16 protein-coding genes are annotated in these 13,990 nt (G+C 61.6%); 5 read left to right on the forward strand and 11 right to left on the reverse strand.

The genetic code is table 11. The annotated features are described in order from the left end of the window. Positions 1-121 precede the first annotated feature (121 nt). The 3 genes from ACA054_RS22115 to ACA054_RS22125 all read left to right on the forward strand — a co-directional run bounded on the left by ACA054_RS22115 (position 122) and on the right by ACA054_RS22125 (position 2,708). Positions 122-1,252, forward strand: coding sequence for a helix-turn-helix transcriptional regulator (locus ACA054_RS22115; protein WP_497686165.1), 1,131 nt, complete (start codon positions 122-124; stop codon positions 1,250-1,252). A gap of 87 nt (positions 1,253-1,339) precedes the next feature. Next, on the forward strand, positions 1,340-1,888 hold the full coding sequence (nudE, locus tag ACA054_RS22120) for an ADP compounds hydrolase NudE (protein ID WP_497686166.1): 549 nt from the start codon (positions 1,340-1,342) through the stop codon (positions 1,886-1,888). 652 nt (positions 1,889-2,540) lie between these two features. After that, a complete protein-coding gene (locus ACA054_RS22125) occupies positions 2,541-2,708 on the forward strand; it encodes a hypothetical protein (protein WP_497686167.1) in 168 nt (55 codons plus the stop codon). A gap of 65 nt (positions 2,709-2,773) precedes the next feature. Here ACA054_RS22125 and dmpG read toward each other — a convergent pair whose 3' ends face one another. Genes dmpG through ACA054_RS22145 form a run of 4 tightly spaced genes read right to left on the reverse strand, consistent with a single transcriptional unit; the run spans position 2,774 to position 6,379 of the window. Further along, positions 2,774-3,808, reverse strand: a complete 1,035-nt coding sequence (gene dmpG, locus ACA054_RS22130; RefSeq protein ID WP_497686168.1) for a 4-hydroxy-2-oxovalerate aldolase — start codon at positions 3,806-3,808, stop codon at positions 2,774-2,776. Positions 3,809-3,820: 12 nt separating this feature from the next. After that, a complete protein-coding gene (locus ACA054_RS22135; protein ID WP_497686169.1) occupies positions 3,821-4,729 on the reverse strand; it encodes an acetaldehyde dehydrogenase (acetylating) in 909 nt (302 codons plus the stop codon). 19 nt (positions 4,730-4,748) lie between these two features. Next, the gene (locus tag ACA054_RS22140; RefSeq protein WP_497686170.1) at positions 4,749-5,540 is read right to left on the reverse strand and encodes a fumarylacetoacetate hydrolase family protein; all 792 of its coding nucleotides are present in this window, start codon (positions 5,538-5,540) and stop codon (positions 4,749-4,751) included. Beyond that, positions 5,537-6,379, reverse strand: a complete 843-nt coding sequence (locus ACA054_RS22145; protein WP_497686171.1) for an alpha/beta fold hydrolase — start codon at positions 6,377-6,379, stop codon at positions 5,537-5,539. Before ACA054_RS22145 ends, ACA054_RS22140 begins: the two co-directional genes overlap by 4 nt. A 262-nt stretch (positions 6,380-6,641) precedes the next feature. Between ACA054_RS22145 and ACA054_RS22150 the strand changes: the two genes are divergently transcribed. Together ACA054_RS22150 and ACA054_RS22155 are read left to right on the forward strand one after the other, a co-directional pair. Then, positions 6,642-7,412: an SDR family oxidoreductase gene (locus tag ACA054_RS22150; protein WP_497686172.1), complete on the forward strand. Its 771-nt coding sequence runs from the start codon at positions 6,642-6,644 to the stop codon at positions 7,410-7,412. 19 nt (positions 7,413-7,431) lie between these two features. Beyond that, positions 7,432-7,929 (forward strand): SRPBCC family protein, encoded by a 498-nt coding sequence (locus ACA054_RS22155; RefSeq protein WP_497686173.1) that lies wholly within the window; start codon positions 7,432-7,434, stop codon positions 7,927-7,929. 192 nt (positions 7,930-8,121) lie between these two features. Here ACA054_RS22155 and ACA054_RS22160 read toward each other — a convergent pair whose 3' ends face one another. Genes ACA054_RS22160 through ACA054_RS22190 form a run of 7 tightly spaced genes read right to left on the reverse strand, consistent with a single transcriptional unit; the run spans position 8,122 to position 13,794 of the window. Then, positions 8,122-8,556 carry a nuclear transport factor 2 family protein gene (locus ACA054_RS22160; protein WP_497686174.1) on the reverse strand — a complete coding sequence of 145 codons (435 nt, stop codon included), beginning with the start codon at positions 8,554-8,556 and terminating at the stop codon, positions 8,122-8,124. After that, a complete protein-coding gene (locus ACA054_RS22165; protein WP_497686175.1) occupies positions 8,553-8,942 on the reverse strand; it encodes a steroid Delta-isomerase in 390 nt (129 codons plus the stop codon). The genes ACA054_RS22160 and ACA054_RS22165 overlap by 4 nt, the downstream gene beginning before the upstream one ends. After that, positions 8,943-10,145 (reverse strand): acetyl-CoA C-acyltransferase, encoded by a 1,203-nt coding sequence (locus ACA054_RS22170; protein ID WP_497686176.1) that lies wholly within the window; start codon positions 10,143-10,145, stop codon positions 8,943-8,945. 29 nt (positions 10,146-10,174) lie between these two features. Continuing rightward, entirely contained in the window at positions 10,175-10,633 is a 459-nt protein-coding gene (locus ACA054_RS22175; protein ID WP_497686177.1) for a MaoC family dehydratase, read from the reverse strand. 2 nt (positions 10,634-10,635) lie between these two features. Next, positions 10,636-11,418 carry an SDR family oxidoreductase gene (locus ACA054_RS22180; RefSeq protein ID WP_497686178.1) on the reverse strand — a complete coding sequence of 261 codons (783 nt, stop codon included), beginning with the start codon at positions 11,416-11,418 and terminating at the stop codon, positions 10,636-10,638. 13 nt (positions 11,419-11,431) lie between these two features. Next, on the reverse strand, positions 11,432-12,625 hold the full coding sequence (locus ACA054_RS22185) for an acyl-CoA dehydrogenase family protein (protein WP_497686179.1): 1,194 nt from the start codon (positions 12,623-12,625) through the stop codon (positions 11,432-11,434). Beyond that, the gene (locus ACA054_RS22190) at positions 12,622-13,794 is read right to left on the reverse strand and encodes an acyl-CoA dehydrogenase family protein (protein WP_497686180.1); all 1,173 of its coding nucleotides are present in this window, start codon (positions 13,792-13,794) and stop codon (positions 12,622-12,624) included. The genes ACA054_RS22185 and ACA054_RS22190 overlap by 4 nt, the downstream gene beginning before the upstream one ends. Between the last annotated feature and the right edge of the window lie 196 nt (positions 13,795-13,990).

Below are 13,990 nucleotides of genomic sequence, written 5' to 3' on the forward strand. Positions count from 1 at the left end.
GCCCGTCATGGGCCTGTCCGGTAGCCGCCGGTCAGGCCCTGAGCCCGAGCGTTGCAAGGAGTCGATACCGGCGCTTATTCTCGGCCACCGCCAACGCTAATAATAAAAACGGTTTTTCCCTATGCAGCAGAGCCTCAGCCTCGATACGTTCAGTGATTTGATCGGCAACCTCTATCAGGGTCCGCTGGAAACCATTCCCTGGGCCACCTTTCTCAATCAACTCAACGTGCACCTGCACAGCAAGTACGTGACCTTCATCCTGCGTCCGCCCAGCGCCCATGTGGACGGCTTGATGGTTAACACCACCGGCACCTCGACCGAGGCGACCGCGTCGTACAACAAGCACTTTTTCAGCCTCGATCCTTTTGTCGACCTGCCCAACCGCCAGGTCGTGACCCTCGCCGAATTCGTCTCCAACGACGATTGGCAGAACTCCGAGTTCTACAAGAATTTCCTCGAACCGGTGGACGTGTTCCACATCCTCGGTGCCGACATCAACACTGTCGACGGCGCCCAGTGCCGCATTCGCATCAGCCGAGGACGTGACGACAAGCCTTTCGGCAATGAAGAAAAGGCCATGCTCACACATTTCATTCCTCATCTGGAACGCTCGATCAAGATTCACATGCAGCTCAACCGCATCGAAGCCGAACGCAACCTGTACGCCGGCGCGGTGAATCAGATGGCGGTCGGCACGATCATCCTCGACGAGTCCGGCAAGGTGCTGCAGACCAATCAGGTCGCTGACCGGCTGATCCAGGAAAAGGACGGCATCAAACTGGTCAACGATGGTCTGCAGGTGGGTACGGCCCGGGACACCCAGGAGTTCCGTCGACTGGTCAAGCAATCGCTGCTGTCGCAAAAGAGCAGTAACCCCTCGGTGGTCGAAGCCCTGCGCGTGCAGCGGCCATCCGGCAAAGCGGATTTGGGGATCATCGTGCGTTCGGTGCCGCTGACGGACTGGAGCGAAGGTAAACAGTGCCCGACCGTGGTGATTTTCATCAGCGACCCGGAGCAACAGTCCACCGCGCCACAGGAAATCGTCCGCGCGTTGTTCGACTTCACCCCGGCGGAAACCCAGCTGGCGATGTTGCTGGCCAACGGTTTGACCCTCGACGAAGCGTCGGAAGAACTCGGCATCAGCCGCAATACGTCGCGGGCGCACTTGCGATCGACCTTCTCCAAAACCGGCGTAACCCGCCAGACCATGCTGGTGCGCCTGATCCTGCGTAGCGTGGCGACCCTCGGCTAACGACCATTGCCGCCCTCGTCCGCTTGGACGATGGCGGCCCTCGTTGTACAGCGCACAGTGTGTTTATCCCAAACGGGGGTCTGACCCATGCGCAACTGTCCCACCATCCTCAAGACTGAACTGCTGGCGCAAAGCGGCCACTTTCAGATCGAAGCCCTGCACCTGCAATTCAGCAACGGCCAGCAGCGGGTCTACGAGCGTCTGCGCGGCACCGGGTATCGCTCGGTGATGCTGGTGGCGATGCCTGATGCAGAGCATGTGTTACTGGTGCGTGAGTACGCGGTCGGTGTGGAGAAAACCATTCTCGGCCTGCCCAAGGGCGGCGCGGAACCCGATGAAGACTATCTGCAGGCGGCGCAGCGCGAGTTGAGTGAAGAAGTCGGAATGCGCGCCGCACACCTCACCGAGCTGGGCGAGCTGACGCTGGCACCGGGACATTTGTGTCACCGCTACCGCGTAGTGTTGGCCGAACAACTGAGCCCCTGCCAACTGGTCGGCGACGAACCCGAACCCCTGGAATGCCTGCGCGTGCCACTGGCGAAAATCCCGGAACTGGTGGCCCGCGGCGAACTGCATGAAGCACGAGCCATCGCCGCGCTGTTCATGGCCATGGGCGCCCTCGCCCAACGAACCTGACACCCATCAGTACCTGTGGGAGCGAGCTTGCTCGCGATGAGGCCCGCACATCCAACATCTCCCTCGCCTGACACTCCGCCATCGTCGGAACGCCGCCCGGAGCAAGCTCGCTCCCACATTTTGATCCCTGTCGAACACAAATTCTGCGTGCACCGAAATCACTGTGGGAGCGAGCTTGCTCGCGATGAGGCCAGCACATCCAACATCTCCCTCGCCTGACACTCCGTCATCGTCGGAACGCCGCCCGGAGCAAGCTCGCTCCCACATTTTGATCCTTGTCGAACACAAATTCTGCGTGCACCGAAATCACTGTGGGAGCGAGCTTGCTCGCGATGAGGCCAGCACATCCAACATCTCCCCCGCCTGACACTCCGCCATCGTCGGAACGCCGCCCGGAGCAAGCTCGCTCCCACATTTTGATCTTTGTCGAACACAAATTCTGCGTGCACCGAAATCATTGTGGGAGCGAGCTTGCTCGCGATGAGGCCAACACATCCAACATCATCGATGCCTGACATACCGCCATCGCGAGCAAGCTCGCACAGGGGAACGGGTAGCTGGCAATTGATCGGCTAGTCCATTCGGACGAAGCCACTCGCCATCCGCCGCCATAACCTGTCTCTACAACAATAAAACCGTGTCGAGACTCACCATGCGCAAAACCACTTGTGCCCTGTTCATCATCATCTGTGCCGGCGCATCCACCAGCCTGTGCCAACTCTTCAAAAATGAAGCCTATCGACCGACCACGGCGTATTTCAGTTGTGCGAGCACGGCCATCAACTGCTATCCGCCGCTGGTGCGCAATTTGCTGCCCTGAGACCCGTTTGCATCGGCCATAAAAAAACCACCGAATCATCGGTGGTTTTTTTGTCGCTTCAACAATCAGGTCGGCAACACCCCACGCGACCGTGACAGGGTCAGCGCCAGGTCTTCAATCATGTCTTCCTGACCACCCACCGTCCCACGTCGCCCCAACTCCACCAGCAGTTCACGCGCAGCAATGCCGTACTTCTGCTCGGCGCGTTTGGCGAACAGCAGGAACGAACTGTAGACCCCGGCGTACCCCAGAGTCAGGGCATCGCGGTCGAGGCGGATCGGCTGGTCCATCATCGGCACCACCAGGTCTTCGGCCACGTCCATGATCTTGTACAGGTCGACGCCACTGTTGACGCCCATGCGCTCCAGCACCGCGACGAACACTTCCAGCGGCGTATTCCCCGCCCCTGCGCCCAGCCCCGCCACCGAACCATCGATGCGTGCGGCACCGGCCTCGATCGCAGCAAGGGAGTTGGCAATGGCCATACCCATGTTGTGGTGGCCGTGGAAGCCGACTTCGGTCCCGGCGTTCAGCCCGGCGCGCAATGCTCCGATCTTTTGTGTCACTTCATCGGGCAGCATGTAGCCCGCCGAGTCCGTGCAATAGATGCAATTGGCGCCGAAGCTTTCCATCAACCGCGCCTGCTCCAGCAGTTTCTCCGGGCTGACCATGTGCGCCATCATCAGGAAGCCGACGGTATCCAGGCCCATCTTCGCCGACATGCCGATGTGCTGGCCGGAAACGTCCGCCTCGGTGCAGTGGGTGGCGACGCGAATGGTCGACACGCCATGTTCGTGGGCCATCTTCAGATGGTCGAGGGTACCAATCCCCGGCAACAACAGGGCCGAGACCCTGGCCTGTTTCATCTTCGGAATCACCGCAGAGAAGTATTCCTCGTCGCTGTGGGCGGGAAAACCGTAGTTCAGTGACGCACCGCCCAGGCCATCGCCGTGGGTGATTTCGATCAGCGGCACGCCCGCCGCATCGAGGCCGGTGGCGACCGAAATCATTTGTTCGAGGCTGATTTGATGCTGTTTGGCGTGCATGCCGTCGCGCAGGCTCATGTCATGCAGACGGACGCTCTTACCTTGCAAATTCATACTCATCTCCACTCAACGGACAGGCAATTGCAGGGTGCCCTTGTGGGCTTCTTCGGCGAACATCTCGGCGGTGCGCAAACCGGCGGCGGTCATGATGTCGAGGTTGCCGGCGGACTTGGGCAGGAAATCGCCGAGACCTTCGACCTCGATGAAAATCGACACCTTGCGCCCGTCGAACACCGGCCCGTTGATCAGCTTGTAGCCGGGCACATAGCGCTGCACTTCGCGGACCATCTCCAGCACCGAGGTGCGGATCGCGTCCTGGTTCGGCTCGTCATCGGTCAGGCAGTGGATGGTGTCGCGCATCATCAGCGGCGGCTCGGCCGGGTTGATAACGATGATCGCCTTGCCGCGTCGGGCGCCGCCGATCTGCTCTACCGCGCCGGCCGTGGTGCGGGTGAATTCGTCGATGTTCTGCCGCGTGCCCGGTCCCACCGAACCGGAGGACACCGTGGCAACGATTTCGCCGTAGCTCACCGGTTGCACCCGAGACACCGCCGCCACCATCGGAATGGTCGCCTGGCCACCGCAAGTGACCATGTTGACGTTCATCGCCAGGCTCGATGCGTGCTCCTTGAGATTGACCGGCGGCACGCAGAACGGGCCAATGGCCGCCGGCGTGAGGTCGATCATGATCACCCCCAGTTCGTTGAGCTTGCGGCTGTTTTCCGCGTGCACGTAGGCAGAGGTGGCATCGAAGGCGATACGAATGTGATCGTCGAGAACGTGGGGCAGCAAGCCGTCGACGCCGCCGGCGGTGGTTTTGATGCCCATTTCCCGAGCGCGTTTCAGGCCTTCGGATTCTGGGTCGACGCCAACCATCCACACCGGCTCGATCCATTGCGATCGGCACATTTTCATCAGCAGATCGGTGCCGATATTGCCCGGGCCGATAATGGCCGCTCTGAGTTTTTTGCTCATTGGGATAAAACTCCAAAAGTCAGGCGCAGAAAGACACCCGGGCACTGCCCAGGCCATCGATGGTCAGCGAAAATAGGTCGCCGGCACGGGCCGGTTCCAGCGGTACCAGGGAGCCGGACAGGATGATTTCCCCGGCCTTGAACGGAATGCCGAAGGCGCCCAGGGTGTTGGCCAGCCAAGCCACGGCAGTCAGCGGATTGCCCTGCACTGCCGAACCCAGGCCTTCGCTAAGCGGCTCACCGTTTTTGAACACGCGCATGCGCAAGTTGGGCAGATCCAGTTCACGGGGATCGACCTGGCTGTCACCGAGCACAAACACACCGCAGGAAGCGTTGTCGGCAACCGTGTCCTGGATGCGGATGCGCCATTCGTGAATCCGCGAGTCGACGATCTCGAAGCACGGCATCACGTATTCGGTGGCGGCCAGCACATCAGCTTCGGTAATACCCGGCCCGACCAGATCGCGCTTGAGCTTGAAGGCGATTTCACCCTCGGCACGGGGCTGGATCAGTTTGTTGGCCGACAGGGAAATCTGCGCACCATCGGCGAAGGCCATCTGCCGTGTGATGAAGCCGAAATCTGGCTGGTGCACGTTGAGCATCTGCTGGACGGCCGCCGAGGTCACGCCAATTTTCTTACCGACGATCTGATCCCCGGCCGCGACGCGACGTTCGATGGCGTACAGGGAAATATGGTAGGCATCCTCGATGCTGATCGACGGCCAGCGTTCGGTCAGTGGTGCCAGGGTGGAGCCGCTGAGTAGCGCCTGATAAAGCTCTTCGCCGAATTCACGGCGCAGTTGCACGCTCATCCGCGAGCCTCCTGAAGAAAGGCCAGGCACTCGCGGTTGAACAGTTCGCGGTGCTCGACCTGAACCCAATGCCCGCATTCGCTGAGCAAGACAAAACGGATTTTCGAGCAATTTTCGAGCATGGTCTGGGCGCCGGAGGACGGACAGAACTTGTCGTTCATACCCCAGAAACCGAGGATCGGGCACTGCAACTCGCCCAGACGCGAAGTCATGTTCGGCACCTGCATGGTCGACAGCACGCACACCGGTTGCAGTTGCACCACGGCCACGCGTTCATTGACCGTCTCATCGCTGATCAGGCTTTCGTCGAACAGTTGCAAGGCCAGCAGGCGACGCATGCCCGTCGCGTCATTGAGCTCACCCTTGGCGAAGGCCGCGCCCATTTTCTGGATGCCTTCCATCTGCAGGTAATACTGCTCTTTTTCCATCAGGCCACCAGGCGCCATCAGCACCAGACGGCTGACCCGTTGTGGTTGGTCGAGGGCCATCTTGATGGCGATTGCGCCGCCCAACGAGTTGCCGACCAGCACGCAACGCTGGATATCCAGGGCGTCGAGCAAACCGCTCAGGGCGGCAACGAAGAAGTCCAGGGTGTAGAGGGTGTCGGGCTTGTCCGAAGCGCCGTAGCCCGGTAGATCGGGAACGATAACCCGGTAACCGGCTTCAGCAAACACCGGGTAGTTCTGCTTGAAGTTGCTGTGACCGCTGGCGCCCGGCCCGCTGCCATGAATGAAAATCACCGGCTCGCCGTTGCCGGTGTCTAGCCCGCCGATGTCTTTGTAGTGCAGCTGCAAACCATCCGGCAGCGTAACGAAGTGCCCTTGCGCTAAAGCGTCCATAAGGTGTCCTCCCGGCCTGTTGTTGTAGCCGGATTATTCCGACAGGCCGGACCATCAACATCGTCCGACAGGACTACCTGTAGGAGCGAGCATGCTCGCGAAAAACGTCAGGATACCGCGGGAAATCAGGTTTTACGCGTTATCGTTGACGTCCATCGCGAGCATGCTCGCTCCTACAGTCTCTAGTCTCATCGGACGTTGGCCTGCAGCAACGGTCGACCTAGCATCGGTCGTATTCCCGAGCGACAGAACGAGGCACCCCATGCTTGAACCGATGGACTTTCGCGGCAAAGTGGTACTGGTCACCGGCGGTGGAAAAGGCGTCGGGCGCGGCATCAGCCAGCGCTTCCTCGACTGCGGCGCCGAGGTGGTAATTTGCGGCCGCGAAGCCCCGCAAACCTTACCCGCCAGCGCCGGGCGCGAGGCGCTGTTCGTGCCCTGCGACCTGCGGGATGTCGAGCAGTCCGGGCGTTTGATCGCGCAGATCGTCGAGCGCTTCGGCCGCCTCGATGTGCTGGTCAACAACGCCGGTGGCTCACCGAATGCCGACGCCGCTACCGCTTCGCCGCGTTTCAGCGAAGCAATCATTCGGCTGAACCTGATTGCGCCGCTGAACCTGTGTCAACAGGCCAACCAAGTGATGCAGGTCCAGGCCGAAGGCGGTGCGATCATCAACATTTGCAGCGTCAGCGCCACTCGCCCTTCCCCCGGCACCGCCGCTTATGGCGCGGCCAAGGCCGGCTTGCTCAACCTGACCACTTCGCTGGCGGTGGAATGGGCGCCCAAGGTGCGGGTCAACGCCGTGACCGCCGGGCTGATTCTCACCGAGCAAGCGGCCATGCATTATGGTGACGAAGCGGGGATTGCCCGGGTGGCGGCGACCATTCCACTGCAACGCCTGGCGACACCGGAGGACATTGGCGACACCTGCCTGTACCTGGCCTCGACATTGGCCCGTTACGTCAGTGGCGCGGACATTGCCGTGCATGGCGGTGGCGAACGTCCGGCATTTCTTGACGCCGCCCAATCCTGATAACAAGAGGAGACTCGACATGCCCGCAATTGCCAGTCACAGCATTTTGCTCGATCTCACGCCACAAGCGGCGTGGACCAAGCTGCGCGACCTGAGCCTCGCTCCGCACTACGTACCAGGTCTCACCGGCTGCCAGTTTCATCCCGGGCCGCAGGAAGGCCTCGGCGCGAGCCGCCGGGTGTTGCGTAAGGGCGGTCAGTATCTGGATGAAAGCGTGGTGCAGTGGCAGGAAGGCACGGGGTTTGTGCTGAGGTTGCACAAGGGCAGCAATGACTCACCCTTTCCGTTTCGCGAGGCGAGTTTCAGTTATGCCTTGCAAGCCGAAGGCAACGCGACCCGCATCACCCTGCAAATGAGTTACAGCCTGCGCGGTGGCAGGCTGTTTGAAGGGTTACTGGCCAAGTCCTTCAACAAGGTCGTGCGGCAGATTGCCGAGAACCTCAAGGCTTTCTACGAAACCGGTCGGACACAGAATCCGGATATGGCTGTCAGCACATCCAACATCAATGTTGCCTGACATGCCGCCATCGCGAGCAAGCTCGCTCCCACAGGGGGATGGGGTTGCACGCTAAAGCCAGGTTCACCACAAAAACTGTGGGAGCGAGCCTGCTCGCGATGAGGCCGGCACATTCAACAGTGATGTTGCCTGACATGCCGCCATCGCGAGCAAGCTCGCTCCCACAGGGGCCATCTCTGGAGTGAGCGGCCTTCAGGAACGCGTCACCTGCGAGTGCGCGGTAAAGCGGGTGGCGACGATTTTCCACTGACCGGCGATTCGCTGGTAACGGTCCTGATAAAACCCACCCAACTGCCGCGTCGCCCCGCTCTCGCCATCCAGATTGAAATACCACAGGGCCCAACGGCCCTGGGCTTGGTCCTCGTTGAGCCATTCAATCTCCGGGTTGGCGCCATGGTGCAGATCGATCACCCGCTCATGACAGGCGAGTTCGCGATACAGCGCGACAAAGCTGTCGCGCTCACGAAAGACCCCGAGCGGACCGTAATCGATCAGCACTTCATCTTCGGCAAAGCAGTCGGCAATCACCTCGACCTGCTTCAGATCGCAGGCATTGAGGTAGCGGTGCTTGAGCTGGCGGATGTCCTCCAGCGCTTCCAGGCGGGCGATTCGCTGCTCCAGATTCACGCGGCACCTCGCGCCGTCACGTTGACCTCACTCCAGAAGGCTTTCATCGAGCGGATCTTGCCCTCGGCGTCGAACTCCATCACGTCGATCACATGCAGCGAGCACGGCTGCCCGCCCCACTCCATGTCAACCCGGAACGGCATCGCCCCGCAACCGTTCGAGGTCGCCCGCACCGGGCCGGTCTGGGTCGCCGAGACCTTCATCGCCCCCAGTCCTTCACGGTAGAAGCGCGCGATGGATTCAATGCCTTGCAACGGCGCCTGGCCGACCGGGTCTTCAACGGTGGCGTCGTTGGCGTAGAGCGCGAGGATGCCATCGATGTCGCCGGCATCCACCAGTTCCACATAACGCGCCATGATCGCCTGGATATTTTGTGTGCTGATCATTCAGACCACCTCGAACAGGCCCGCAGCGCCCATGCCGCCACCGATGCACATGCTCACCACCACATAACGCAAACCGCGACGCTGGCCTTCGATCAAGGCGTGGCCGACCATCCGCGCTCCGGACATGCCGAACGGATGACCGATGGAAATCGCGCCGCCATTGACGTTCAGGCGCTCGGCCGGAATACCCAGCGTGTCGCGGCAATACAGCACCTGACAGGCGAACGCTTCGTTCAACTCCCACAGGCCGATGTGGTCCATGGTCAGGCCATGGCGCTTGAGCAGCTTGGGAATGGCATACACCGGACCGATGCCCATCTCGTCGGAATTACAGCCGGCGACGGCCATGCCACGATAGATTCCCAACGGCTCCAGGCCACGCTTCTCGGCCAGTTTGGCGCTCATCAACACCGAGGCCGATGCACCGTCGGACAGCTGCGAAGCGTTGCCCGCAGTGATGAAGCACCCCTTCTCACTCCACTGACCGCCCGGCCATACCGGCTCCAGTGCGTTCAGACTTTCACGGGTGGTGTCGATGCGGTTGCACTCGTCGCGTTGCAAGGTGACGAGTTCATATCGGGTTTCGCCGCTGGCCTTATCGAAGATCGCCTGGCGGCTGGTCAACGCCGCCAGCTCACGGTCGAAGCGTCCGGCACTCTGAGCCAGGGCGGTGCGCATTTGACTCTGGTAGCTGTACTCATCCTGCTCTTCGCGGGAAATTCCGTAGCGCGCCGAAACGATTTCGCCGGTTTCGATCATCGGGATGTAAGCGTGCGGATCGTGTTCAATCACCGCACTCGACTGATTGCGATAGAGGTTCTTGTGCTTGTTCTGCACCAGGGAAATCGACTCCAGGCCACCGGCCACGGCGATATCGATTTCATCGCACATGATGCCTTTGGCGGCCATGGCGATGCTCATCAGGCCCGACGAGCACTGGCGCTCGACGGCCATGCCGGCAACCGTGGTCGGCAGGCCGCCGGCAATCGCGCACAGGCGTCCGAGGTTGTAGGACTGGGTGCCCTGCTGTGCGGCGGCGCCGATGATCACGTCGTCCACTTCGCCCGGCTCGATGCCGGCCCGGCGCACGGCTTCGCGCACCACGTGGCCGCCAAGCTGCGGCGCTTCGGTGTCATTGAATGCGCCACGAAAGGCTTTACCGATCGGGGTGCGGGCGGTGGAAACGATGACGGCTTCTTTCATGTTCAAATCCTCGAAAAATCTGTTGAAGGTCAGGCCGGGTAATAGCGACTGATGGTGTCGACCACGCAGCCGGGGCGTTCCTCGCCATCGATTTCGACGCTGACGCGGATAGTCGCCTGCACGCCGCCCTTCACTTCCTCGACCGCGATCAATTGCGCGCTGCCACGCACCCGCGATCCGACTCGCACCACGGAAGGAAAACGCACCCGCTCACAGCCGTAATTGACGCCCATGGCCAGGCCGCGAACCTCAACGATCTGCGGCAAAAACAGATTGACCAGTGCAAGACTCAAGTAGCCATGGGCAATGCAGGCGCCAAACGGGCCGCTGGCGGCCTTGAGCGGATCGACGTGAATCCACTGGTGATCGCCGGTGGCGTCGGCAAACAGATTGATTCGGTCTTGCTCCAGTAGCAGCCAATCGCTGACGCCGAGCGCCTGGCCCACGGCGTCGAACAAGGCCATTGGCGTGTCGAAAATACGTGGCATGGTCAGGCCCTCTGGCTGGACACCGACAACACTTCGCCGGTCATGTAGGAGCTGTAGTCGCTGGCCAGGAACATCATCACGTTGGCCACTTCCCAGACTTCGGCGGCGCGGCCGAACGCTTCGTTGGCAGCCAGTTGATCCAGCACCGCTTGCGGCGCGGATTTGCGCAGGAAATCGTGCAGGGCGATGCTCGGGCTGACTGCGTTGATGCGAATGCCGTAGTCGGCGGCTTCGACCGCTGCGCAGCGGGTCAGCGCCATCACCCCGGCCTTGGCGGCGGCGTAGTGCGCCTGTTCTTTCTGCGCGCGCCAGCCGAGTACCGAGGCGTTGTTGACGATGACCCCGGCACGCCGCGCCATCATTTTCGGCAGCATGGCGCGGGTCATGCGCATGGTGCCGGTGAGCGTGACATCGATGACCCGATTCCACTCTTCGTCGGCCATGTCCACCAGCAACCGCGAACCGCCAAGCCCGGCGTTGTTGATCAGTACATCGACGCCTTGCAGATCGCGCTCGGCGCAGGCGATCAGCTGCTGCACCTGGGCTTCGTCGGCGACGTTGCAGACCTGGCCGAAGACTTGTTGCAGGCCGGTGCTTTCGCGGATTTTCAGCACCGCTTCGGCCAGTCGGCCTTCATGGATATCGCTGATCATCAGCGCCCGGCAGCCTTCTTCGGCAGCGCGCACGGCGGCGGAAAAACCGATCCCGGCGCCTGCGGCGGCGGTGATCAGCACGGACTTGCCGCGCAGCAGGCCGCGACCTTCAACATATTGAGGTACAGACATGAACTCTCTCCTTTCAGACGCGCGGACGCGGCTCTTTGGGCATGCCCAAGGCACGCTCGGCGATGATGTTGCGCTGGATTTCGTTGCTGCCGCCGTAGAGGGTGTCGGCGCGGCTGAACAGGTACAGCGACTGCAAACGGGTCAGTTGGTAGGGCGCGGCTTCGAGCAATTCCGCTTCGGCGCCAAGGACGTCCATCGCCAACTTGCCGAGGCTGGCGTGCCAGGTCGACCAGAACAGCTTGTAGATGGTCGCCTCTTTGCGCAGCGAACCGTCCTGGCTACCCGAGAGCATGCGCAGCGAGTTGTAGCGCATGATCCGCAACCCGCTCCAGGCTTCGGCCAGGCGCTGGCGCAGGATCGGATCGCGGGCAGCGCCGTTGCGCTTGGCGATGGCGATGATTTCGTTGAGTTCGTTCTGGAACTGCATCTGTTGGCCGAGGGTCGACACGCCGCGCTCGAAACCCAGCAGCGCCATGGCAATCTTCCATCCTTCGCCCGGTGCGCCGATGATATGGGTGGCGTCGGTGCGGGCGTCGTCGAAGAACACTTCGTTGAATTCCGAGGTGCCGGTCAGTTGCTCGATGGGGCGTACGGTGATTTCCGTCTGGGCCATCGGTACCAACAGGAACGACAGGCCGCGATGGCCGACGCTGCCCGGTTCAGTGCGGGCGATGACGAAGCACCAATCCGATTCGTGGGCCAGGGACGTCCAGACTTTTTGGCCGTTAATCACCCATTGACCCGTCGCCTCGTCCAGCGTCGCGCGGGTCTTGACGTTGGCCAGGTCGGAACCGGCCCCCGGCTCTGAATAGCCCTGGCACCAGAACGATGTGCCGCTGACGATTCCCGGCAAAAAGCGCTGTTGCTGTTCGACCGTGCCGAACGCAGCGATGGTCGGCCCGGCCAGGCCTTCGCCGATGTGGCCCATGCGTCCAGGTCCGCCGGCGCGGGCGTACTCTTCATGGAAAATCACTTGCTGGGTGATCGACAAGCCACGCCCGCCATGCTCCGGCGCCCAGCCGACACAGGTCCAGCCGCCCTCGGCGAGTTTGCGTTCCCAGGCTTTGCGCTCTTCGGGAAACATGTGCTCATCGCCCGGCCCTCCGCGAAAACGCAGGGGCTCGAATTCGCCGCAGAGATTGGCGCTCATCCAGTCGGCGACTTCCTGGCGGAAGCGTTCGTCCTGCTTGCTGAAACTGATTTTCATGGCTGCTCTCCCAGAATCACCGAAGCAATGCGCTCGCGATGCCAAGCCGGTAGCCCGAGAAAACTCTCGCTGGCACGGGCGCGCTTGAAATAGAGGTGCGGGTCGTATTCCCAGGTGAAACCGACGCCGCCATGCAACTGGATCGACTCGCACGCACAGCAAAAGTAGGTTTCAGAGCACTGCGCCTTGGCCAGCGCTGCCGCCAGTGGCAGTTCGGCCGCGACCTGCGGATCACCCTGCGGATCGAGGACTTCCTGCGCCACGCACGCGGCGTAATAACTGACCGAACGCGCGCATTCGACTTGCAGCATCATGTCGGCGGCGCGGTGTTTGAGGGCCTGAAAACTGGCAATAGGGCGACCGAACTGCTGGCGTTCCTGCATATAAGCCACGCTGAGATCGAGCACCTGCTGCGCGCCGCCGGTCTGCTCGGCGGCGAGGCCGATGCAGGCCAGTTGCAGGACGCGTTCCAGGTGCGGCCAGCCATGACCGAACTCGCCCAGCAGCGCATCGGCTTCGAGGTACAGACCCTTGAGCTGAATCCGCGCCTGACGCCGGGTCTGGTCCATGGTCGGGAGCATTTGCCGCTCGATGCCGGCCCGTACAGCGTTGACGGCAAACAGGCTGATACCTGCTTCGCCGCGGGTTCCGGGTTGCCGTGCGGCAATGATCAAAAGGTCGGCGCCGTGCCCATCGAGTACATGCTTGAGCGTGCCGTCGAGAACAAAGCCGTCGCCTTCGACCACCACGGTTGCCTGGACGTCGGCGGCTGACCAGCCGTTGGCGCTGCTGAAACCCAGGGTCGCGGTCACGCTGCCGTCCGCAATCGACGGCAACCAGCGCAGCTTCTGTTCATCGTTGGCAGCCAACAACAGCGCAGGCGTGGCCATGCAGGCGGTGGCGAAAAACGGCGAGCACAGTAAACGCCGGCCCATCTGCTCCAGCAGGATTGCCAGTTCGACAAAACCAAGGCCAAGACCACCATAGGCTTCGGGAATATGAATCGCCGGCCAGTACATTTCCTGGCATAGACGCTGCCAGAGGGCCTCGTCGAAACCCCGTTCGCTGACCATTGCCGCGCGTACGGCGGCGGAATCCGAGACATCGGCGAGGAAGCCCTCGGCCGATGCGCGGATCATTTCCTGTTCGTCGCTGAATGCAAACTCCATCGCGGCGCCTTCTGCTCGTTTGGCGGGGCGCGCGTGGCGCAACACCCCTTTGAACATGAAGTCTGGCGCCGTCCGGAGGCGGTAGAATCGTTAGCCTTGCCTAGTCCGAACGGGTGATGCCGCCGAGAATCAAGCGCGGCAACACAGCAATGCTCGACTAACCTCCCTGAACGAGGTTTTATTAGCCGATATTTTC

Source organism: Pseudomonas sp. LBUM1653, assembly GCF_059716115.1.